Source organism: Dermatophilaceae bacterium Sec6.4, from assembly GCA_039636865.1.
Lineage (GTDB): Bacteria > Actinomycetota > Actinomycetes > Actinomycetales > Dermatophilaceae > Allobranchiibius.
This window is the reverse complement of sequence record CP144172.1, coordinates 1,496,320-1,517,497: the sequence shown is the minus strand read 5'-3', so window position 1 is coordinate 1,517,497 and position 21,178 is coordinate 1,496,320. Positions and strand designations below refer to the sequence as shown.

Below are 21,178 nucleotides of genomic sequence, written 5' to 3'. Positions count from 1 at the left end.
CGCAGCATGGGGTGGCAGAAACGGATCATGGTGATTTCTCCACGTAGTCGGCGGTCAGCTGGTCCATCTTGGCGCCCTGTACCAGCGCGGTGATCCACAGCGCGAGGAAGAAGACCCCCACGAAGAACATCAGCGGCACCACGAAGGCCGCCGCCAGAGTGGTGATCTGCACCAACCACCCGATCGCGACACCCCACGGACGTCGCATCGTGCCTGCGACGACGATGCAGAGCACCGCGAGCACCACACCGAACCACAGGTAGGACGAACGTCCGCCGCCGTCCTGGGACTTCGCGATCGCCCATGCCACGAGACCGCCGAGCAGTACCGCGATCACCTGGAAGGCCACCACGACCGCAGCCAGCCGACGCGTCATCTTCTCCCCGACGCCGTACAACAGCACCCCACCCGGGGCGTACGCCGCGGTGCGCTTTTTCGTGTCGCTCATACGTCGGTAGCTCCCAGCAGGGCGCGTACTTCGGCCGCGGTCACCACGGATCCGGTGGCGAGCACCCCGCCTGCCACCCCACCCTCGTCAGCGAGCTCCGCGGCGCGGTCCAGTGCTTCGGGCAGGCTCGGCACGACAAAGACCCGGTCCTCACCGAATATCTCCCGGGCCAGCGCCCCCAGCTGTTCCGGATCCGTTGCCCGGTGGGAATTGGTACGGGTAATGACGATCTGGTCCAGGACCGGCTCGAGGGTCTGCAGGATGGCGTCCGCGTCCTTGTCCGCCAGGATCGCGACGACACCCACCAGCTTCGCGAAGTTGAACGAATCCACCAGCGCCGCAGCCAGCGCGCGCGCGCCGGCAGGGTTGTGGGCCGCGTCGACCAGGACGGTCGGCGACCGACGGACGACTTCCAGCCGCCCCGGCGAGGACAGATTACTCAGCGCCTCGCGCAGTAGGTCGATGTCCAGCGGTTGTTCACCGCCGCCGAGGAACGCCTCGACCGCCGCGATGGACGTGGCGACGTTGTGCGCCTGATGCTCCCCGAACAGCGGCAGGTACAGGTCGTTGTAGTCCCCGGCGAGCCCTCGAATCGAAACCTGCTGCCCGCCGACCGCCTGGTCGCGGGTCATCACCATGAACTGCTCGTCCTCGCTGACCACGGTGGCGCCGACCAGCTGGGCCCGCTCACCGATCAGATCGGACACGTCCGGCTCCTGTCGCCCGATGACCGCGATCGCGCCTGCCTTGACGATGTCGCGTTTTTCCAGCGTGATTGCTTCCAGTGTGGTGCCCAGCAGCCGCTGATGGTCGATATCGATGGGGGTGATGACTGCGACCTGACCGTCGGCCACATTCGTCGCATCCCACCGCCCACCGAGGCCGACCTCCACGATTGCCACATCGACGGGGGCGTCGGCGAATGCGGCGTACGCCATCACCACCAGCAGCTCGAAGTACGTGGTGCGCGGACCGCCCTCGCGCGCCGATCGCTGATCGATCAGCTCGACGTAGGGCAGCACGTCGTCGTACGTCGCGATGAAGCGCTCGGGGTCGATCGGCTGACCGTTCAGACTGATCCGCTCACGGATGTCGTGCAGGTGCGGGGAGGTGAACCGTCCCGTCGAGAGGCCCAACTCGCGCAGGATCCGCTCGATGAATCGGGTGGTGCTGGTCTTGCCGTTGGTACCCGTCAGGTGGATGACCGGGAAGGTCCGTTGCGGCTCACCGAGCAGTTCCATGATCTGGGCGACCCGCTCCAGCGAGGGTTCCGGCGTACTCTCCGGCGCACGCGCGAGGATCTGCGTCTCGACCTCGCGCAGTCGCTTACGCACCTGCAGCGCCGCTGCCGCTGCGTGGGCCGCCGCGTCCGGGCGTCCGCTGCTCATGCCCGGCCCGCGGGTGATTCGAGGGTGCGACGTACCCAGACGCTGTCCGGCACACCGGACCCGCTGGGCTCCTGGTCGTAGATCGTGAATCCGAAGTGCTCGTAGAAACCGGCAGCGCCGGCGTTGCCGTCGAGATAGGACAGGACCATCGTCTTCCATCCGTCGTCGGTCGCGCGGTCGATCGCCGCGCGCAGCAGTGCTGAACCAGCTCCGAGGCCCTGGTATTCCGGCAGTACGTAGAGCTTCCAGAGCGCTATCTCATCGGCCTGCGCGCCGACGACGGAGACGCCGACGACCCCGCCGTCGCACTCGGCGACCGTCGCCCGACCGGAGCGGATAGCCGGGATGGTCGCATCGGCGGTCCACCATTTGGCCAACCCCATCGCGACGTAGTCGTCGCCCGCGATCGGTCCGTAGGTCGGCGGCCACGTACGGCGGCCAACCTCGATGACCGCGAGCAGATCATCGCCGGTTGCTGGGCGAATCGTGACGGGCCCGCTCATTTCGTGCCGCCTCTGATCCCCTTGGGTAGGGCGACCGCGATGGCTATCTGTTTCCCGTCGGCAAGATCCACCACGGTGCCGCCGGGCAGCTCGTGACCGGCACCGGCCGCGCCGAACTGCACCGCGAGGGTCTCGCCCATGATCAGGTTCTGATGGGCAACGACGGCCTGCCACACTTCGTCATCGCCGGCGAGCGACAGGCTGATGCGGTCACTGATGTTCAGACCGGCGTCACGTCGTCGTTGTTGCACTGCGCGGATGACATCGCGCGCCAGACCCTCGGCGCGCAACTCGTCGGTGACCGCGGTGTCGAGCACCACGAATCCGCCGCCGGGCAGCATGCCCGGCACCAGAGCACTATCGGCGTCACCGGAAACCACTGTCTCCAGGGTGTATTCGCCCTCCTGCAGGGCTAGGCCTCCGCTGGTCACGATGCCATCGTCACTCACCGACCAGTCGCCGGATTTACTGCCCTTGATAGCGACCTGGACCTCCCGCCCGAGGCGCGGGCCTGCCGCGCGGGCATTCACGGCGAGCCGCTGAGTGACTCCGAACTCCTCCTGGGTGGCGTCCGCAAGATCGGCCAGGCGCACCTCGCGGACGTTGATCTCATCGGCGATCACGTCGGTGAAATCGGCGAGCGCGGCCGGATTCGGGACCACGACCGTCACGCTCGGCAACGGCAGACGCACCCGCAACTGATGCGCCTTGCGCAGGCTGGATGTCGTCGAGCAGATGGCTCGGGCCCGGTCCATCGCCTCCACCAGTGCGTCATCGCTCGGCAGATCGTCAGCGACCGGCCAGTCGGTCAGGTGCACCGATGCTCCACCGGTCAGTCCGCGCCAGATCTGCTCCGTCTCCAAGGGCAGCAGCGGCGCAGCGACCCGGGTCAGCACCTCCAGCGCGGTGTAGAGCGTGTCGAACGCGGCGTGCGTTGCGGACGAACCGTCGGTTGCGCTGTCCCAGAAGCGCTCTCGCGAACGTCGGATGTACCAGTTGGTCAGCACGTCGAGGAACCCGGCAACACTGTCGCAGGCACTCGCGATGTCGTACACGTCCAGCTGCCGACCGACCGTCTCCACCAGGTCACGGACCTTGGCGAGCAGGTAACGGTCCAGGACGTCTTCGCTGGCGGTCGACCATTTCGCGTCGTACCCGTCGGCATTCGCGTAGAGGCTGAAGAAGTACCAGCTGCTCCACAGCGGCATCATCACCTGACGCACGCCGTCGCGGATGCCCTGCTCGGTGACGACCAGGTTGCCGCCCCGCAGGATCGGGCTGGCCATCAGGAACCAACGCATCGCGTCCGCGCCGTCGCGATCGAACACCTCGGACACGCTCGGGTAGTTACCCAGCGACTTGGACATCTTGGCCCCGTCCGAACCCAGGACGATGCCGTGGCAGATGACCGACTTGAACGCCGGTCGGTCGAAGAGAGCCGTTGAAAGCACATGCAGCGTGTAGAACCAGCCACGCGTCTGACCGATGTACTCCACGATGAAGTCACCGGGGAAGTGGTGCTCGAACCAGTCGGCATTCTCGAACGGGTAGTGCACCTGGCCGTAGGGCATCGACCCGGAGTCGAACCACACGTCGAGCACGTCGCTCACCCGCCGCATCGTCGAATGACCGGTGGGGTCATCGGGGTTGGGCCTGGTCAGCTCATCGATGTAGGGGCGGTGCAGGTCCGGGGTGCGCTCGCCCGTCGCCTGGTCGACCCGGCCGGGCAGCACACCGAAGTCACGCTCCATGTCCGCAAACGAACCGTAGACGTCGATCCGCGGGTAGGCCGGGTCATCGGACTTCCAGACCGGCACGGGGCTACCCCAGAAGCGGTTGCGGGTGATCGACCAGTCTCGGGCGTTCTCCAGCCACTTGCCGAACTGCCCGTCGCGGACATTGCCCGGCACCCAGGTGATCTCCTGGTTGTGAGCGAGCATCCGCTCCTTGATCGCGGTCACGCTGACGAACCACGAGCTGACCGCCATGTAGATCAGCGGATTGCGGCAGCGCCAGCAGTGCGGGTAGCTGTGGTCGTAGGTCTCGCGGCGCAACAGCACGGTGCCCTGCGAAACACTGTGGGCCCCCTCGTTGCGGGTGGCTGCCTTCAGATCGTCGATGATCGGGCCGTTCGCGTCGAAGACCTGCATCCCGGCGTACTCGTGCACCGGCGCGGTGAAGCGGCCGTCGGGGCCGACCGGGATGACCACCTGCATGCCCTCGCGGTCGGTGACGACCATGTCCTCTTCACCGAAGGCCCCGGCGCTGTGCACCAGACCGGTGCCGTCCTCGGTGGTGACGAAGTCGGCCTCGACCACCCGGAACGCGTTCTCGTGCTCCTCATCGAGGTAGTAACTGAAGGGCGGCAGGTAGGTGCGACCCAGGATGTCGGCGCCGGTCAACCGCTGCACGACGTGGGACTCCCAATCTGCGTCTGCAGCACCGAAGAGGTCCTTCGCGTACGAGGCCACCCGGGCGGCCGCGATGACGTACCGCTCGCTCGTCCCGGTGACGTCGGACTCGACGACGAGGTAGTCGATGTCGGGGCGCACCATGATCGCCAGGTTGGACGGCAACGTCCACGGCGTGGTGGTCCAGATCAGGTAGAGCACTCCGGCGAGCTCGCCGTCGCCGGTGTCCCGCAGGCCGACGGTGACTGCCGGGTCCTGGCGCATCTGGTAGACGTCGTCGTCCATCCGCAACTCGTGGTTGGACAGCGGCGTCTCGTCGTTCCAGCAGTAGGGCAGCACCCGGAAACCCTCGTAGATCAGGCCCTTGTCGTAGAGGCTCTTGAACGCCCAGGTGACCGACTCCATGTATTGCGGGTTGAGCGTCTTGTAGTCGTTCTCGAAGTCCACCCAGCGACCCATCCGCCGCACGTAGGACTCCCACTCCCCCGTGTAGCGCAGCACAGAGGCGCGCGCTGCGTCGTTGAACTTTTCGACGCCCATCGACACGATCTCGTCCTTGGTCTTCAGCCCGAGCTGCTTCATCGCCTCCAGCTCTGCGGGCAGTCCGTGGGTGTCCCAGCCGAAGCGACGCTCGACGCGCTTGCCGCGCATCGTCTGATAGCGCGGGATCAGGTCCTTGACGTAGCCGGTGAGCAGGTGGCCGTAGTGCGGCAGACCGTTGGCAAAGGGCGGACCGTCGTAGAAGACGAACTCATTGCCGCCGTCCTGCCCGGCGTCGCGACGCTCGACCGACGTGCGGAAGGTGTCGTCACGGTCCCAGGTGTCCAGGATGGCACTCTCGATGGCCGGGAAGTCCGGGCTCGGGGCGACGCCCTGCTGGCCGGCTCTGCTCGCCGACACGTCGTCACGACTCGGATCGACCTTCGGGTACGTCATGGGGTGCTTCCTTCGCCTGCGCTCGGTCCTCTGCATTGATCGAGGACGACGTACGCCGGTCTGTCACCGGCAGCGCCGCGGTACCACCCCGCTTGCCGCGCTTCTCGCACTCCTCGCGTGAGGCGAACGATCGGCAGCCGGCCGCTTGTTCCTGAGCTGTGACGGGCTCGTCCCGCCCGGTTCTACTGAGAGCCAGATCGACTCGGTTCTTCCGGAAGCTTGCCGCTGATGACGGCTCGAACGCTGTTGCGGTAAGTGTACGGCGTCGGGCGCAGTGACCGCATGCGTAGCTCTGGCAGCCACGATAGCTGTGGAGTGCACTCGACGAGGTCAGGAGCGCTGAGCAGCGACCTGTTCATGCACGTGGTTCAGGTGCTCGACTCCGTCGCCGCGGTCCAGGTTGTTCGGGTGCACCTTGCCGCCGAGGGCCAGGATCGGAGTGAAGAAGTAGATCTGCCCCTGCTCCAACTCGCCCTTGCGCTGCCGGGCACCACCGTGTGGACCAGCCAGGTCGCGGGGATGGGAGTGCTCACCGGGTAGGTGATCGCCGAGCAGCTGCGCCATATCGCCCTCGATGACGACGTTGTTCTGAAAGTGCGGGTCCAGACACTGAATGTCTTCCCGGCCGTCGACGCGCTCATAGTGGTAGACATGCCCGAAGCTGGTGACTGCGAACGGGATTCGCTGGGTATCGCCACCCAACCAGGTCTGCAGCACCGGAACCCAGTGCGCCGGATCGACGATCGCCAGCGCCTGATCGCCGTAGAAGCCGAGCCCGTACGCGCGCCACAACTCGACCAGTGCATCGGGCAGCCGACCCTCGGCGTATTCGCAGTACTGCAGGCTGGGCACCCGCACTCCCGCACCGGGCGGGAACGCCTGCACGAACCGGCGCACCGCAGCTCCGGTGTCGCCGGCCCGTTGGTCGAAGGTCTGACTCATTGCGCGATGTCTCCTCAAGGGTGGGCCCAACGTCGATCCGACGGTAGTCGATCCTGCGCAGGGCAGCGGCCCAGCGCGCGGTCAGAGGCCGACGCTGCCCTGCATGATTCCGCCGTCGATGACGACGGTGTTGGCGGTCATGTAGCCGGCCTTACCAGAGGCGAGGAAGACGACCACATCTGCGATCTCAGAGGATTGCGCTATCCGGCCCAGCGGAATCGAGGCGTTCAGGGCCTTCATCTTCTCCGGGTCGGCTTCGGTGGAGGCGTTGATGGGAGTGGACACGGCGCCGGGCGCAATGTTGACCATCCGGATGTTGTGCTCACCGAGCTCGACACCGGCCGTACGGGTCAGCATCCGCATTCCGCCCTTGGACACGCAGTAGGCGATATTTCCCGGCATCGGCCAGTCTTCGTGAACAGAGGAGATGTTCAGGATCAGCCCGCCGTCGCCTTGGGCGATGAACTGCTTCGCGGCGGCCTGCGCGCCGAAGAATGCGCTGCGCATGTTGATGGTCATGACTTTGTCGTAGTCGGCTTCGGTGGTCTGCAGCAACGACGTTCGCGTTTCGACACCGGCGTTGTTGACCAACACGTCCAGACGGCCATAGGTGTCGACAGCCGTCTGGATCATCTTCTGCAGGTCAGCGGTTTTGGTGATGTCGGCCTGCACCCCGACGGCGTGACCGCCGGCTGCCTCGATTTTCGCGATCAGTTCTGTGGTGTCCTCGGGGTGCTCGACGTAATCGATGACGACGTTCACGCCCTCCGCTGCAGCCGCGAGCACGATGGCCTCGCCGATACCGCTGTTGCCGCCCGTGACAACCATTGTCTTGTCTTTCAACAACATGAGAACCCCTGTGCAGAGAGTGGGTGGGTAGAACCGGGCGCGGCAGGTACTGCGCCCGGTGTGGTCTTCAGTCAAGCACTCCACCGCACGACCACGCTGCACCCCACGCTGCCACCCCGCGCTCGAACTGCGGCCAGCACGCGGTGCGGCATCTGGGATCATTGCGGCCATGACCGAACGTCCCACGCCAGCCACCCCTTCCGTTCCCGACCGGCCGACCGTCGACGGCCTGGAGCAGCGCTGGGATGCCGTCTGGACGCAGCAGGGGACGTATACGTTCGACCGGGAGCGCGCCTTGTCGCTGCCGCGGGACCAGGTCTTCTCCATCGACACCCCGCCGCCCACCGCGAGCGGCAGCCTGCATGTCGGGCACGTCTTCGGTTACACCCACACCGACTGCATGGCGCGCTACCAGCGAATGAGCGGGAGGGAGGTGTTCTACCCGATCGGCTGGGACGACAACGGGTTGCCGACCGAGCGCCGGGTGCAGAACTACTACGGCGTGCGCGGTGACCACACTGCGGCGTACATCGAGGACTTCACTCCCCCGCTGCGGGGCGCCGAAGGAAAGTCCGTGAAGGCCGCCGATCAGGTGCCGATCAGCCGAGCCAACTTCATCCCCCTGTGCGAAGAGCTGACCGAGGCCGACGAGAAGACGTTCGAGGATCTCTTCCGCACCCTGGGCATCTCTTTCGACTGGAGCCGCACCTACCGCACCATCGATGACCGCTCCCGGGCCGTGGCCCAGCAGGCATTCCTGCGCAACCTGGCGCGTGGCGAGGCATACCAGGCCGAGGCTCCGGGTCTGTGGGACGTGACTTTCCAGTCCGCGGTCGCCCAGGCCGAGGTCGAGGCGCGCGACTACCCGGGCGCCTATCACCGGGTTGCCTTCCACACACCGGACGGCGACCCGATCTACATCGAGACCACCCGCCCGGAGCTGCTCCCCGCGGTCGTCGCGTTGATCGCCCACCCCGACGACGAGCGGTACGCCGACCTGTTCGGCAGCATGGTCACCTCGCCGCTGTTCGGTGTCGAGATCCCCGTCGTCGCCCACCCGGCTGCCGAGCCGGACAAGGGCGCCGGTATCGCGATGTGCTGCACCTTCGGAGATCTGACCGACGTGATCTGGTGGCGTGAACTGCAGCTCCCGATCCGCTCGGTGATGACCCGTAACGGCCGCATCCAGGGCGAGACTCCGGACTGGATCGCGGGCGGCCCCGGCGAGGCTCTGTACGCCGAGCAGCTGGCGACCAAGACCACCTTCTCCGCACGGGCCGCCGTCGTGGATGCGCTGCGCGCCAGCGGCGACCTGGACGGCGAGCCGAAGACGACCCAGCGCAAGGCGAACTTCTTCGAGAAGGGCGACAAGCCGCTGGAGATCGTCACCAGCCGCCAGTGGTACATCCGCAACGGCGGTCGTGACGCGCAGCTGCGCGAGGCGCTGGTCGCCCGAGGCGGCGAGGTCGACTTCCACCCGGGCTTCATGCGTAGCCGTTACACCAACTGGGTCGAGGGCCTCAACGGTGACTGGCTGATCAGCCGTCAGCGTTTCTTCGGGGTGCCGTTCCCGATCTGGTACCCGATCGACGAGCACGGCGAGGTTAACTACTCGAGCCCACTCCCGGCCGATGAAGCCGACCTTCCGGTCGACCCGCAGGTCGACCTACCGTCCGGTTACACCGCCGACCAGCGTGGTGTGCCAGGTGGATTCGTCGCCGACCCGGACATCATGGATACCTGGGCCACCTCCTCACTCAGCCCACAGCTCGCCGCCGGATGGCCGGTCGCCGCCGACCCGGGCGGCCGCAACGACCCCGAGTTGTTCGACGCGATCTTTCCGATGGACCTGCGCCCGCAAGGCCACGACATCATCCGCACCTGGCTCTTCTCCTCGGTCGTGCGTAGCCACTACGAGCACGGCAGTGTGCCCTGGACCGGTGCGGCCATCAACGGATGGATCCTGGATCCGGACCGCAAGAAGATGTCCAAGAGCAAGGGCAATGCCGAAACCCCGCTGGATGTGGTGCGCCAACACGGCGCCGACGCGGTGCGCTACTGGGCTGCGTCCGCGCGCCTGGGCGCCGACTCGGCCTACGACACCGGCCAGATGAAGGTCGGGCGACGGCTGGCGATGAAGCTGCTGAACGCCAGCAAACTCGCACTCACCATCGGTGAATCCGACGGCGATCCGGGCGCAGTCACCCACCCGCTGGACCTGGCGATGCTCGCCGGGCTACGCGACGTGGTCGCCTCATCGACCCGCGGCTGGGAGTCCTGGGACTACACCCGCTCCCTGGAGGTCACCGAGAGCTTCTTCTGGACGTTCTGCGACGACTACATCGAGCTCATCAAGGACCGCGCGTACGGCGGGCAGCACGAATCCGACGCACAGCTCAGCGACGACACGGCGAGCGCACGCGCGGCGTTACGGATCGCGCTGTCGGTGCTGCTTCGACTGTTTGCGCCGTTCCTGCCCTACGCCACTGAAGAGGTCTGGTCCTGGTGGCAACAGGGATCCGTACACCGCGCATCCTGGCCCACCGAAGAGGAATGCGGCCCCGGTCACGGCGATGCCCGAGCGCTGCAGGTCGTGGGCGCCGCCCTCGCGGGTGTCCGCAGAGCCAAATCGGACGCCAAACTCGGGATGCGCGCGCAGGTCACCGAGATGACTCTCACCGCGCCGGCCGACGTGCTGGAGCTCATCCGCTCGGGTGAGAGCGACCTGCGGGCTGCCGGGAAGATCAACGGTATGACGTACAGCGAGGGCTCGGCGCTGGCCGTTACCGACGTGACCCTTGTGCCGCCGCCCCCTCGTGGAGCCGACACGCACTAAGGTCTCGCCATGGTGGGACGGGGCGGCAGCACAGCAGTGGACGACACACGTCGGCGTACCCGCGCTGTGGTCGGCGTCGTCCTGACCGGGTGCGTGTTCCTGGTGGTGTTACTCGCCGCCTCCTCTTCGGGGACACCGGTCTTCGTCGCGGGGCGCGGCAGTGCCACCCCGACGCCATCCGCCACCCCGACGTCGATTCCTGCGCCCGTACCGACCGGCCTCCTGCGGGTCCGGGCGTCCGGCACGGCCTCCGGATTCGCGGCGTTGGGCATCCTCGGGATCGCGTTCGCAGCGATTTTCCTCATCCTGGCGATCGGGATCCTCGCCGTGGCGGGCCGGTCGGCGTTCTCGACCTTTCGTAGCCGCAATGCGGTACGCACTGCGAACGCCCTTCGCGAGGTGGTGGACGGCGGTTCTACGCGGGCCGATGCCGTGGGGCGCGCCCTGGCCGATCTGCAGCGGGCCGTGGTCGAAGGCTCACCCCGGGCGGGCATCGTCGCTGCGTGGGTACGGCTGGAACAGCTTGCGGCGGACTCGGGGGTGCCGCTGCGGCTCAGTGAAACCCCGGCCGAGCTGACGATCCGGGTACTGGACGGGTTGGATGTCCCAGGACGCTACGTGCTGCGGCTGGCCGACCTGTACCGCGAGGCGCGGTTCAGCGACCACCGGATGACCGAGACCGACCGGGGCGAAGCGTCGCGGTGCATCAGCGCCATTTGCACCGTCGCACCGGGTCCCTCCGCAGAGCAGTTGACACCGTGACCCTCACCCGTCGCTGGATCAAGCGGGCCGCATTCGTCGTCGGCGGCTATCTGGTCGTTGTCATCGGCGCCCACCTGAGCACTACGCAGGTCAACCTCGCATTACTCGCCGCGATCGTGCTCGCCGGGTGCGCGCTCTGGTGGTGCGGCGCGGACTCGCTCGCTGCTGCGTCCGAAATCAGGTGGGAGGAGCCCGAGCAGCCCGAGTTGCGGTATGCCCGCACCGACCCGGCAGCAAGTTACCTGCACCGGTTGTGCGCCGATGTGACGACGACGAGCACCCGGCATGCCTCGCCCACCGCAGCCCGGTCCCTGCAGACCACCGTGGCGGCCCTGGTGGACCAGCGGGTGGAGCAACGACCGCTGCGCGGACTTCCTACCCTGCAGGAACTGCCCACCGAACTCACGGACTATCTACGCGCGGATCCCGCACCTCGGCTGCGGCCGGAGCAGCTGGACCGTATCGTCACATCCATCGAGGAACTATGACCACACTGATGACACCGAACGACACCACCCGCCGCGCCGGGGAGGTGTTGGACCAGGTCGAGCTCGCCGTGATCGGCAAACGCAAGCAGCTCGAGGTGGTCCTCGCGACAATCCTGGCCGGCGGCCACGTGCTCATCGAGGACAACCCCGGTCTGGGTAAGACCCTGGCTGCCCGCTCGTTCGCCCAGACCCTGGGGCTGTCCTTCGCGCGGGCCCAGTTCACTCCCGACCTGTTGCCCTCGGACCTGACCGGTTCCTTCGTCTACGACCAGGGTCGGGCCGAATTCGCCTTCCGGCAGGGGCCGGTCTTCACCGGGCTGCTGCTCGCCGATGAGATCAACCGGACACCGCCCAAGACCCAGGCGGCACTGCTGGAGGCGATGCAGGAGCATCAGGTCACCATCGAGGGTCAGACCTTTGAGCTGCCGCGCCCCTTCCACGTCATCGCGACCGCCAATCCGGTGGAGTACGAGGGCACCTACCCGCTCCCCGAAGCTCAGCTGGACCGCTTCCTGTCCCGGGTCGCGTTCGGCTACCCCGACGAGATCGAGGAGCTGGAGGTGCTGGCACGCCGGATGGCCCGACGCACCGAGGACATTCAGTTGTCGGCGGTCGTCGACGCGGCGGAACTGCTGGCGATGCAGGCTGCGGTCGAGCAGGTCGTGGTGGATCCTTCGGTCAGCCAGTACTGCGTCCGACTGGCTGCCGCCACCCGCACGCACGGTCAGTTGGCGATGGGCGCCTCACCACGCGGCTCGCTCGGGCTGGTGCTGCTGGCTCGGGCGGTCGCCGTGGTGCGCGGACGTGACTATGTGACACCCGAGGATGTCAAGAGCATCGCAACGGCAGTCCTGGCTCATCGCGTCGCAGTGCTGCCGGAACTGTGGATGACCTCGATCACCGGCACCGATATCGTCCGCGAACTGCTGGATGCGGTCCCTGCGCCGTCCTCCCGGGCCCGGTCGTGACACCACCATGACCCAGTGGCGGCCCACCCCGGCACTGATCACCGCCGCCGCACTGGCGGGCGGCCTGCTGCTGATCGCGGTGCTGACCCATGAGCCCGACCTCGTGGTCCTCGCAGCGCCGCTGTTGATCATCTTCTCCTGGTCGCTGCTGGAGCGGCCGCACGGTCATCCGGGTGTCGCGACGCCCTCGACCTCCGCCAGGACGGGTGAGGACATCGCGCAGGACTGGACCCTTCAGGTCACGGATACGGACGGCGCGGAAACGGTGCACGCGTTCGTGCGGTCGACCCCGCAGGTCGTGATGGATCCCCGCTCGGGCGTGCTGGTCGCGACCCCCGGTGACGGGCAGGCGGAACTGGCGATGAGGTGGTGGTCACGACGCTGGGGGCCCGCCGACGTGGGCTCCGGCAGCTGCATGTTGTGGAGCTCGTGGTCCGGTTTTCGCGCCGGGCCACTCTCGTTCCATCCGGTCAGAACCCGAGTCACCCCGGCCGTGCCACCGTTCTCAGCAACCGGGAGCGCACCCCGACCGACCGGTCTGATCGGGGCCAACCGCAGCGTGCGGCAGGGTGACGGGTCCGAATTCGCCGACCTGCGGATCTTCCAGAGCGGTGACCGGTTACGCCGGATCCACTGGCCGATCTCGGCTCGGACCGGACAGTTGCACGTATGCACCATGTACGCCGAGCTGGACAGCGAGATCCTGCTCGTGCTCGACGCAGAGGACGAATACGGCGATCCGGCCACTCCCTCCGACACGTCGCTCGACATCGGCGTCCGCGCCTGCGCTGCGATGGCGGCCCATCTGCTGCACCGCGGCGAGCGGGTCGGTCTGCGGGTCATCAGCGGTGTCACCCCGGGACGGCTGCGTAGCCGGGGTGGATCAGCGCAACTGCGGCGGATCCTCTACGAGCTGTCGGGGGTACGGTCCGCGCCCGTCGGTCGCGCGGGTTCGGCGCCCCGTAACCGCATTGCCGCATCGCGTGGGACGCTCATCGTCGTCGTGACTCCGTTGACGGGAACGGCGGCGACCGTTCTTGCTGCGGGAGCAGCACAACGAGGCCTGCCAACCGTGATCGTGGACTCCCAGCCCCGGCCGGAAGGTGTCGATGACGCCGCCCAACGGTTGAGCATGCTGCAGCGCCAGGTCCGCATCGATGGTCTGCAACAACACGGCCTCGCGGTCGTGCCCTGGCGCGGACCGGGTTCTCTGGACCCCGTGCTGCGGCGGATGGCCGCAGCCGGCCGCGGAAGCCGCAACAGATGACCGTCCGGAAGCGGATCGACTCTGCCACCGTCTTCGACCTGCACCCACACCGACTTCTCATACTTCTGGCGGCGGTGTTGGGTGCCGGCCTGGTGCAACTGCTCATCGTGCTCGCTGCGGGTGTCAATGCCCTGGAACTGGTGGTATTCGCAGCCGCGCTGGCTGTCCTGCTCATTGACGCCACCGGTATCGGCGCGCACATCCTGACGATTATCACCGCACTGGGATGGGTATGGGCCGGGACCCGCGGCGTTGACGGATTCACGCTAGTGGCGGCCCTCGCGTTGTTGCTGAACCATGGTTGCGCGACCCTGGCTGCGCACGGCCATCCGGGCGCGCCGGTCGGCCGTGCCGTACTCGTGCGCTGGGGCACCCGGACCTGCGTCGTCGGCGCCTTGACCGCGCTGACCTGGATCGTGGCGCTGGTGCTGGCGCACACCGGTGTCGCTGCCGGCGGCTACCTGTCCGTGGCAGGCCTGTGTGGCCTGGCAGGCGTCGCACTGTGGTGGCGCCGCCAACTCACCTCGACCGACACCGACCTCTGAGAGAACCTACACACGCTGCCAACTACCTACGTCAGGCCGATTCCTTGCGCGGTGGGCGCTTACGGGTGGTCGGCGCCGCGTCGCGACGCACGATGGTCGGGTTGACGTTGTCGAGCACGACCTCGCGGGTGATGACGACCCGGGCAATGCCGTCGTCGCTGGGCACGTCGAACATCACCGGGAGCAGGACTTCCTCGAGGATCGCGCGCAGACCACGCGCACCAGTGCCGCGCAGCATCGCCTGCTCGGCGACTGCCTCGATCGAGTCGCCGGTGAATTCCAACTCGACCCCGTCGATGTCGAACATCCGCTGGTACTGACGTACGAGGGCGTTCCGCGGCTCGGTGAGGATCGAGACGAGGCCGTCGCGCTCCAGGGGCTCAACAGTGGTGATCACCGGCAACCGGCCGATGAATTCAGGGATGAGACCGAACTTCATCAGGTCTTCGGGAAGCACCTCGGAGAAACTGGGCAGATTCTTGGTGGCGAGCTTCAGCTCCGCACCGAAGCCCAGGCCCTGTTTGCCCGCCCGTGTCTCGATGATCTTCTCCAGGCCGGCGAAGGCACCGCCGACGATGAACAGCACATTGCTGGTGTCGATCTGGATGAACTCCTGGTGCGGGTGCTTGCGACCGCCCTGCGGAGGAACGCTGGCCGTCGTGCCCTCCAGAATCTTCAGCAACGCCTGCTGCACGCCCTCACCGGAAACGTCGCGGGTGATCGAGGGGTTCTCACTTTTACGGGCGACCTTGTCGATCTCGTCGATGTAGATGATCCCGGTCTCGGCCTTCTTCACGTCGAAGTCGGCGGCCTGGATCAACTTCAACAAGATGTTCTCGACGTCTTCGCCGACGTAGCCCGCCTCGGTCAGCGCCGTTGCATCGGCGATGGCGAACGGGACATTGAGCATGCGGGCGAGGGTCTGGGCGAGGTAGGTCTTACCGCAACCGGTCGGACCGATGAGCAGAATGTTGGACTTGGCGATCTCGACCGCTGAGGAGTCCTTCTTGGAGGTCTCGCCTGCCGCCTGGATGCGCTTGTAGTGGTTGTAGACCGCGACGGACAGGGCGCGTTTCGCCGATTCCTGGCCGACGACGTACTGCTCGAGGAAGTCGAAGATCTCACGCGGCTTGGGCAGCTTGTCCAGACCCACATCGGTGGTCTCGGCGAGTTCTTCTTCGATGATCTCGTTGCACAGGTCGATGCATTCGTCGCAGATGTAGACCCCCGGCCCGGCGATCAGCTTCTTGACCTGCTTCTGGCTCTTCCCGCAGAACGAGCACTTGAGCAGGTCACCGCCCTCTCCGATGCGTGCCACGTGTCGTTCCTCTCATGCGGTAATGACGCTCGCTGTCGAGCTGTGATCTGACGTGCAGACGCTACCTGTCGCCACACCCTCGCCCCGTTATTGAAACTCGGTATGGCGACACAAGTCACGCCTGTCCGCTGTCGGCGCAATGGATCTGGCGGCGGCGGGGTGACCTATCCGGCGCGCTCGACCTCGCTGCGCAGCTTCAGCACCGAGCCACCGTCGTCCTGCTCGATTTCGTACGCCGGATCGTCGTCACTGCCGTTGCGGGTGATCTCGCTGCCCTCGATGGTGCGGGTCACCTTCTCGTGGTGGACGGCCACCACGCTGCCCTTCGCGGTGCCGTTGCCCCAGCTCCAACTGACGGTGGTTCCTTTGCGGATGCTCATGCATCGACCATAGGAGACACCTACGACATGGTCGCCGCGCGCTCGGTGCAGCGCGCGGCGACCGTGTTGTCGTGCGGGACTGTCAGTCCTCGGCCGAGGCCTTACGACTGGTCAGCACCTGGTCGATCAGGCCGTACTCCTTGGCCTGGGCGGAGGTGAGGATCTTGTCGCGCTCGATATCCCTGCGGACCTTGTCTGCGGTTGTGCCGCAGTGGAAGGCCAGCGTGTCCTCGAGCCATTCGCGCATCCGGAAGATCTCATTGGCGGTGACCTCCAGGTCGGACGCAGTACCGCCGGTGCCCTCCATCGCGGGCTGGTGGATCAGGATCCGCGCGTTGGGCAGTGCGTACCGCTTGCCCTTCGCTCCCGCCCCCAGCAGGACGGCGGCCGCTGAGGCAGCCTGGCCGACCACGAACGTCTGCACGTCGGGGCGGATGTACTGCATCGTGTCGTAGATCGCCGTCAACGCAGTGAACGAGCCGCCCGGAGAGTTGATGTACATCAGGATGTCGCGGTCGGGATCCTGACTCTCCAGCACGATCAGCTGCGCGATGATGTCGTCCGCGGACGCGTCGTCCACCTGCACGCCGAGGAAGATGATGCGGTCCTCGAACAGCTTGTTGTACGGGTCGGACCGCTTCATGCCGTAGGCAGTGCGCTCTTCGAACTGCGGCAGGATGTAGCGGCTGCTCGGCCCTGCACCGGCATAGCCGGCGTGGCCCCCATACGGCGAATTCATCTGTGCTCCACTCGGATCAGTCCAGTTGGTCATACCTTCACCTCGCCAGGGGCGTCCTCGGAACGTTCGAAGACGTGATCGACGAAGCCGTACTCCTTGGCCTCTGCAGCCGAGAACCAACGGTCCCGGTCCGAATCCTCGGTGATCTGCTCGACGGTCTGCCCGGTGTGCTGGGCAATGAGCTCGGCCATCTTGCCCTTGATGAACAGCATCTGCTCGGCCTGGATCTTGATGTCGGATGCCGTGCCGCCGAGACCGCCGGACGGCTGGTGCATCATGACCCGCGCGTTCGGGGTGGCGTAACGCTTGCCCGGGGTACCCGCTGACAGCAGGAACTGACCCATGCTGGCGGCCATCCCCATCGCGACCGTCGCCACGTCGTTGGGAATCCAGTTCATCGTGTCGAAGATCGCCATCCCGGCCGAGATCGACCCGCCGGGGCTGTTGATGTAGAGCCAGATGTCGGCTTCGGGGTCTTCGGCCGTCAGCAGCAGCAGCTGCGCGGCGATCACGTTGGCGTTGTCGTCACGCACGTCGGAGCCGAGGAAGATGATGCGTTCCTTCAGCAGCCGGTTGTAGATCTGATCGTCGAGGCCGCCACCAGGTGCCTGGGTAGCCATCGAGACCTTCGCAATGTCACTCAAGGTCGTCTCATCTCTCCTGTCAGGGGGCTACGACCCGCTGATCGAGCCGGCGGATCGGAGCAGTCAAATCGGCTTCTCATCGACCCTAACGCTCGATCCGCGTCGTTCCGTCCCGCAATCGGGCCATGTTCGCCGTCAGCGCAAGTGATCGATGGCGGGGCTGGAGCACGGCGAAGCCCGCGCATCGAGCTGGTGCGCGGGCCTCGCTGAGATGTAGGTCGATTCAGGCCTTGGTCGACTCTTCTGCTGCGGCGTCATCGGAAACTACCGGCTCAGCATCCACAGTGTCCGTCGCGGCTGTTTCGTCCACGGCGGCTGTCTCGTCTACTGCAGCTGTCTCGTCTGAGTCTTCTTCGGACTCGGTCAGCGCATCCAGGTCGACGGTCTCACCATTGGTGTCGATCACCGTGATGGCCTCCAGGACGGTGCTCAGGGCCTTGCGGCGGGCAACCTCACCCATAACGGCGGGCACCTGCCCGTTCTGATCCAGGGCCTGCGCGAACTGGTTGGGATCCATGCCGTACTGCTGCGCCGACATGATGAGGTACTCGATGAGCTCCTCCTGGGAGACCTGGACCTGCTTCTCCTCCACGATCTTGTCCAGCACGAACTGGCTCTGCATCGCCTTGGTGGTGCTCTTGGTGACCTCGGCGCGGTGCTCCTCGTCCTCGAGGCGGTCTTCGCCCTCGAGGTGCTGACGCACCTCTGCCTCCACAACGCTTGCCGGCACGGCCAGATCCAGATCTTCCAGCAGCTGGTCCAGCGCCCTGTCGCGGGCCTGCAGGCCCTGCTCGAACTGCTTACGCCGCTGCGCCTGAGCGGTCATCTCGGCGCGCAACTCGGCCACGGTGTCGTGCTCAGAGGCCAACTGGGCGAACTCGTCGTCGACCTCGGGCAGCTGACGCTCCTTGACCGACTGCACCACCACAGTGCAGGTGGCGGTCTTGCCCTCGTGCTCTCCACCGGCCAATGCGGCATCGAACGTCGCGGTTTCGCCGGCCGACAGCCCGGTAACGGCCTCGTCGAGTCCGTCGAGCATGTTGCCGCTGCCGACCAGGTAGGACACACCAGTCACGTCATCGATCTTGTCGTCGCCGATGGTGGCGGACAGGTCGATGGTGAGCGAGTCACCATCGACTGCGGCGCGCTCGACCGGCGACAGCGTGCCGAAGCGCTCACGCAGCGTTTCGATCTCGGCGTCGACGTCCTCGTCCGTGACCTCGAACGCGTCAACGGTCACGCTGATCGCGGAGAAGTCCGGAAGGTCGAACTGCGGGCGGACGTCGACCTCGACGGTGAACTTCAGCTCCTCCCCCACGGCGGACGGAACGTCGGTGATCTCCACCTCGGGCTGGCCGAGCGGAATGACGTCGCTCTCCTCGATCGCCTGGCCGTAGAACTGCGGGAGCGCCTCGTTGACGGCCTCCTGCAGCACGGCGCCGCGACCGACCCGCTGGTCGATGATCCGCGCGGGCACCTTGCCGCGGCGGAATCCGGGGACCTGGATCTGGTCGCCGATCGTCTTGTAAGCCGCGCTGACGCTCGGCTCAAGCTCGGCGTAGGGGACCTCGATGGTCAACTTGACCCGGGTCGGGCTCAGGGTGTCGACGGCGCTCTTCACTGCACAGACTCCATAGTTTGAAAGGTGCTCTCTGGCCGGCGGACGTCAATTGGCGAGCGTCGGTGTCCCGGGTCAGCCGGGCGGTGAGAGCGGGGACCGCCTGCCATGCTCCCTGACGGGGCGGCACTCGAGCAAACCGGGACCTCTGCAGGACCTGGAAAAGTCGGGGTAACAGGAACCGCGGGCTCACTTCGTTCCGCCCGCTCCCAGCATCGGGCGTTACCCCCACCGCGTTCATTCAAGTCGGGGTAACAGGATTTGAACCTGCGGCCTTCCGCTCCCAAAGCGGACGCGCTACCAAACTGCGCCATACCCCGTTCATCACACCCGGCGACTGCCCGATGCGCTGCGCCGAATTCGGATCCGGTGCTGCGAGCCAGTACGCTATCGCCTCGGCACACCGACTTCCACCACAAGGTAGATCTCGGGAGGTCCAGCGCCGTGCGGGTGTAGCTCAATGGTAGAGCCCCAGTCTTCCAAACTGGCTACGCGAGTTCGATTCTCGTCACCCGCTCCAACTCGTCAATCTTGTTCCGACGCCGGTTCCTCTCCCGATGTGAGATCCACCCGCAAGGGGTCGCCGGCCCTGCCACATCAGCGCAGTCACGCTTTTCGCCCACCGCTACTGGCGGCTCGGCGCATCCTGCGAGGTGCAAGTTGTGTTTATCTAGATGTCAACGCAACGACACGACGTCGTGCTCGATGACAGGGAGCAATTCATGGGACTGTTCGACAGCGCCAAGGACAAGGCGACCGAATTCGCCAACAACAACCCCGACAAGGTCAGCCAGGGTGTGGAGAAGGGCGGAGACTTCGTCGACAGCAAGACCGACGACAAGTACTCCGACCAGATCGACAAGGGCCAGGACGCGGTCGACAAGCATTTCGGCGGCGGCAACGACGCCAACGAGGGTGACAAGAGCAACGACGAGGCCGGTCAGTGAATCACTGACCCGATCTACGAAAAGGTGCCGAACCCGGATGGGATCGGCACCTTTTTCATAGCAAAAATCACTTGGGGGGCAGTTCGCCGTCCTGCTCGAATCGCTGGACCATGTCCAGCCGACGTTGATGGCGCTCTTCGCCCGAGAAAGGCGTTTCCAGGAAGATCGAGACCATTGCCTTGGCCTGTTCGACGGTATTGAACCGGCCGCCGAGCGAAATGATCTGCGCATCGTTGTGCTGGCGTGCCAGCTGCGCCAGTTCAGTTGTGTAACACAGTGCGGCCCGGATACCGGGCACCTTGTTGGCGGCCATCTGCTCGCCGTTTCCGGAGCCGCCGAGCACGATGCCGAGCGAGCCCGGATCGGCCGCGACACCCTGGGCGGCGCGCAGCACGAACACGGGATAGTCATCCAGTGCGTCGTAGGTGGCCGATCCGTGATCGATCACTTCATGCCCCTGCTCGCCCAACCAGGTCACCAGTTCGCGATGCATGTCGTACGCCGCGTGGTCCCCTCCGATGTGTACTCGCATCCGCGTCGCCTCTCAGCTGAAGTCAGGACCTGCCTCGCGGGACCGCTTCAATTCGTAGAAGCCGGGCACCGCAGCCACCAGGAGGCAGCCGTCCCACAGCTTGCCAGCAACTTCACCCTTCGGCGCGGGGGTGACCACGGGACCGAAGAATGCGACGCCCTCGACACTGACGACCGGCGTGCCGACGTCATTGCCGACCAGGTCGATGGCGCGTTGGTGGGAGGCACGCAGCAACTGGTCGATGTCGTCACCATCGACATAGGCACCCTTCTGCAGCAATGCCTCGGGCAGTCCGACCTCGGCGAGCGCCTCGCGGACCACCTCGCGCAGGTCGTCCACGTCGCCACCGCGGCCACCCGGGTGCAGGCGCGTCCCGATCGCGTCATAGAGCTGCTTGCGGGTCTGCGGACCGTGTTCCTGCTCGGCCGCGATGACCACCCGCACCGGCAACCAGGCGCGGTCCATCATCGCCCGGTAGTCCTCGGGTAGGTCCCGGCCTTCGTTGAGCACGGACAGGCTCATCACCGACCAGGTGATCTCGATGTCCCGCACCTGCTGAACCTCCAGGAGCCACCGTGAGGTCATCCAGGCCCATGGACACATCGGATCAAAAAACATCTCAGCGCGTTTGGTTGTCATGTCATCATCGTGCCACTC

The 21,178-nt window shown here is 66.2% G+C and carries 20 protein-coding genes and 2 tRNA genes; 8 read left to right on the top strand and 14 right to left on the bottom strand.

The annotated features are described in order from the left end of the window. Positions 1–25: 25 nt before the first annotated feature. The 6 genes from V3G39_07465 to V3G39_07440 all read right to left on the bottom strand — a co-directional run bounded on the left by V3G39_07465 (position 26) and on the right by V3G39_07440 (position 7,477). On the bottom strand, positions 26–448 hold the full coding sequence (locus tag V3G39_07465) for a DUF4233 domain-containing protein (protein XAS77859.1): 423 nt from the start codon (positions 446–448) through the stop codon (positions 26–28). Further along, on the bottom strand, positions 445–1,836 hold the full coding sequence (locus V3G39_07460) for a folylpolyglutamate synthase/dihydrofolate synthase family protein (protein ID XAS77858.1): 1,392 nt from the start codon (positions 1,834–1,836) through the stop codon (positions 445–447). Before V3G39_07460 ends, V3G39_07465 begins: the two co-directional genes overlap by 4 nt. After that, complete coding sequence (locus V3G39_07455; GenBank protein XAS77857.1) at positions 1,833–2,339, bottom strand: GNAT family N-acetyltransferase; 507 nt, start codon at positions 2,337–2,339, stop codon at positions 1,833–1,835. The genes V3G39_07460 and V3G39_07455 overlap by 4 nt, the downstream gene beginning before the upstream one ends. Continuing rightward, entirely contained in the window at positions 2,336–5,686 is a 3,351-nt protein-coding gene (ileS, locus tag V3G39_07450) for an isoleucine--tRNA ligase (GenBank protein XAS77856.1), read from the bottom strand. The genes V3G39_07455 and ileS overlap by 4 nt, the downstream gene beginning before the upstream one ends. 330 nt (positions 5,687–6,016) lie before the next feature. Further along, a complete protein-coding gene (locus V3G39_07445; GenBank protein ID XAS77855.1) occupies positions 6,017–6,628 on the bottom strand; it encodes a GAD-like domain-containing protein in 612 nt (203 codons plus the stop codon). Between the two features lie 81 nt (positions 6,629–6,709). Beyond that, complete coding sequence (locus tag V3G39_07440; GenBank protein ID XAS77854.1) at positions 6,710–7,477, bottom strand: glucose 1-dehydrogenase; 768 nt, start codon at positions 7,475–7,477, stop codon at positions 6,710–6,712. Between the two features lie 169 nt (positions 7,478–7,646). Between V3G39_07440 and valS the strand changes: the two genes are divergently transcribed. The 6 genes from valS to V3G39_07410 are packed head-to-tail and all read left to right on the top strand — an operon-like array spanning position 7,647 to position 14,343. Continuing rightward, positions 7,647–10,313 carry a valine--tRNA ligase gene (gene valS, locus V3G39_07435; protein XAS77853.1) on the top strand — a complete coding sequence of 889 codons (2,667 nt, stop codon included), beginning with the start codon at positions 7,647–7,649 and terminating at the stop codon, positions 10,311–10,313. Between the two features lie 9 nt (positions 10,314–10,322). Continuing rightward, positions 10,323–11,075: a DUF4129 domain-containing protein gene (locus V3G39_07430; GenBank protein XAS77852.1), complete on the top strand. Its 753-nt coding sequence runs from the start codon at positions 10,323–10,325 to the stop codon at positions 11,073–11,075. Beyond that, complete coding sequence (locus tag V3G39_07425) at positions 11,072–11,563, top strand: hypothetical protein (protein XAS77851.1); 492 nt, start codon at positions 11,072–11,074, stop codon at positions 11,561–11,563. Before V3G39_07430 ends, V3G39_07425 begins: the two co-directional genes overlap by 4 nt. Beyond that, positions 11,560–12,531: a MoxR family ATPase gene (locus tag V3G39_07420; GenBank protein XAS77850.1), complete on the top strand. Its 972-nt coding sequence runs from the start codon at positions 11,560–11,562 to the stop codon at positions 12,529–12,531. Before V3G39_07425 ends, V3G39_07420 begins: the two co-directional genes overlap by 4 nt. Positions 12,532–12,538: 7 nt before the next feature. Further along, positions 12,539–13,798 carry a DUF58 domain-containing protein gene (locus V3G39_07415; protein XAS77849.1) on the top strand — a complete coding sequence of 420 codons (1,260 nt, stop codon included), beginning with the start codon at positions 12,539–12,541 and terminating at the stop codon, positions 13,796–13,798. Continuing rightward, the gene (locus V3G39_07410) at positions 13,795–14,343 is read left to right on the top strand and encodes a hypothetical protein (protein ID XAS77848.1); all 549 of its coding nucleotides are present in this window, start codon (positions 13,795–13,797) and stop codon (positions 14,341–14,343) included. Before V3G39_07415 ends, V3G39_07410 begins: the two co-directional genes overlap by 4 nt. A gap of 31 nt (positions 14,344–14,374) precedes the next feature. Here the strand turns inward: V3G39_07410 and clpX are convergent, their stop codons facing one another. The 6 genes from clpX to V3G39_07380 all read right to left on the bottom strand — a co-directional run bounded on the left by clpX (position 14,375) and on the right by V3G39_07380 (position 19,362). Beyond that, on the bottom strand, positions 14,375–15,661 hold the full coding sequence (clpX, locus tag V3G39_07405; protein XAS77847.1) for an ATP-dependent Clp protease ATP-binding subunit ClpX: 1,287 nt from the start codon (positions 15,659–15,661) through the stop codon (positions 14,375–14,377). A gap of 164 nt (positions 15,662–15,825) precedes the next feature. Then, the gene (locus V3G39_07400; protein ID XAS77846.1) at positions 15,826–16,041 is read right to left on the bottom strand and encodes a DUF2945 domain-containing protein; all 216 of its coding nucleotides are present in this window, start codon (positions 16,039–16,041) and stop codon (positions 15,826–15,828) included. An 82-nt stretch (positions 16,042–16,123) separates the two neighbouring features. Continuing rightward, positions 16,124–16,780 (bottom strand): ATP-dependent Clp protease proteolytic subunit, encoded by a 657-nt coding sequence (locus tag V3G39_07395; GenBank protein ID XAS78201.1) that lies wholly within the window; start codon positions 16,778–16,780, stop codon positions 16,124–16,126. A 29-nt stretch (positions 16,781–16,809) separates the two neighbouring features. Then, complete coding sequence (locus V3G39_07390) at positions 16,810–17,400, bottom strand: ATP-dependent Clp protease proteolytic subunit (protein XAS78200.1); 591 nt, start codon at positions 17,398–17,400, stop codon at positions 16,810–16,812. Between the two features lie 247 nt (positions 17,401–17,647). After that, a complete protein-coding gene (gene tig, locus V3G39_07385; protein XAS77845.1) occupies positions 17,648–19,045 on the bottom strand; it encodes a trigger factor in 1,398 nt (465 codons plus the stop codon). 243 nt (positions 19,046–19,288) lie between these two features. Beyond that, positions 19,289–19,362 (bottom strand) — tRNA-Pro (locus V3G39_07380). Between the two features lie 126 nt (positions 19,363–19,488). Here V3G39_07380 and V3G39_07375 point away from each other — a divergent pair. Next, positions 19,489–19,562, top strand: a tRNA-Gly gene (locus tag V3G39_07375). A gap of 202 nt (positions 19,563–19,764) precedes the next feature. Beyond that, complete coding sequence (locus V3G39_07370; protein XAS78199.1) at positions 19,765–19,989, top strand: antitoxin; 225 nt, start codon at positions 19,765–19,767, stop codon at positions 19,987–19,989. Between the two features lie 67 nt (positions 19,990–20,056). On the opposite strand, the gene V3G39_07365 is transcribed toward V3G39_07370, so the two are convergent. After that, positions 20,057–20,521, bottom strand: a complete 465-nt coding sequence (locus V3G39_07365; GenBank protein XAS77844.1) for a ribose-5-phosphate isomerase — start codon at positions 20,519–20,521, stop codon at positions 20,057–20,059. A gap of 12 nt (positions 20,522–20,533) precedes the next feature. Further along, positions 20,534–21,160, bottom strand: a complete 627-nt coding sequence (locus tag V3G39_07360) for a disulfide bond formation protein DsbA (protein XAS77843.1) — start codon at positions 21,158–21,160, stop codon at positions 20,534–20,536. Positions 21,161–21,178: the final 18 nt, after the last annotated feature.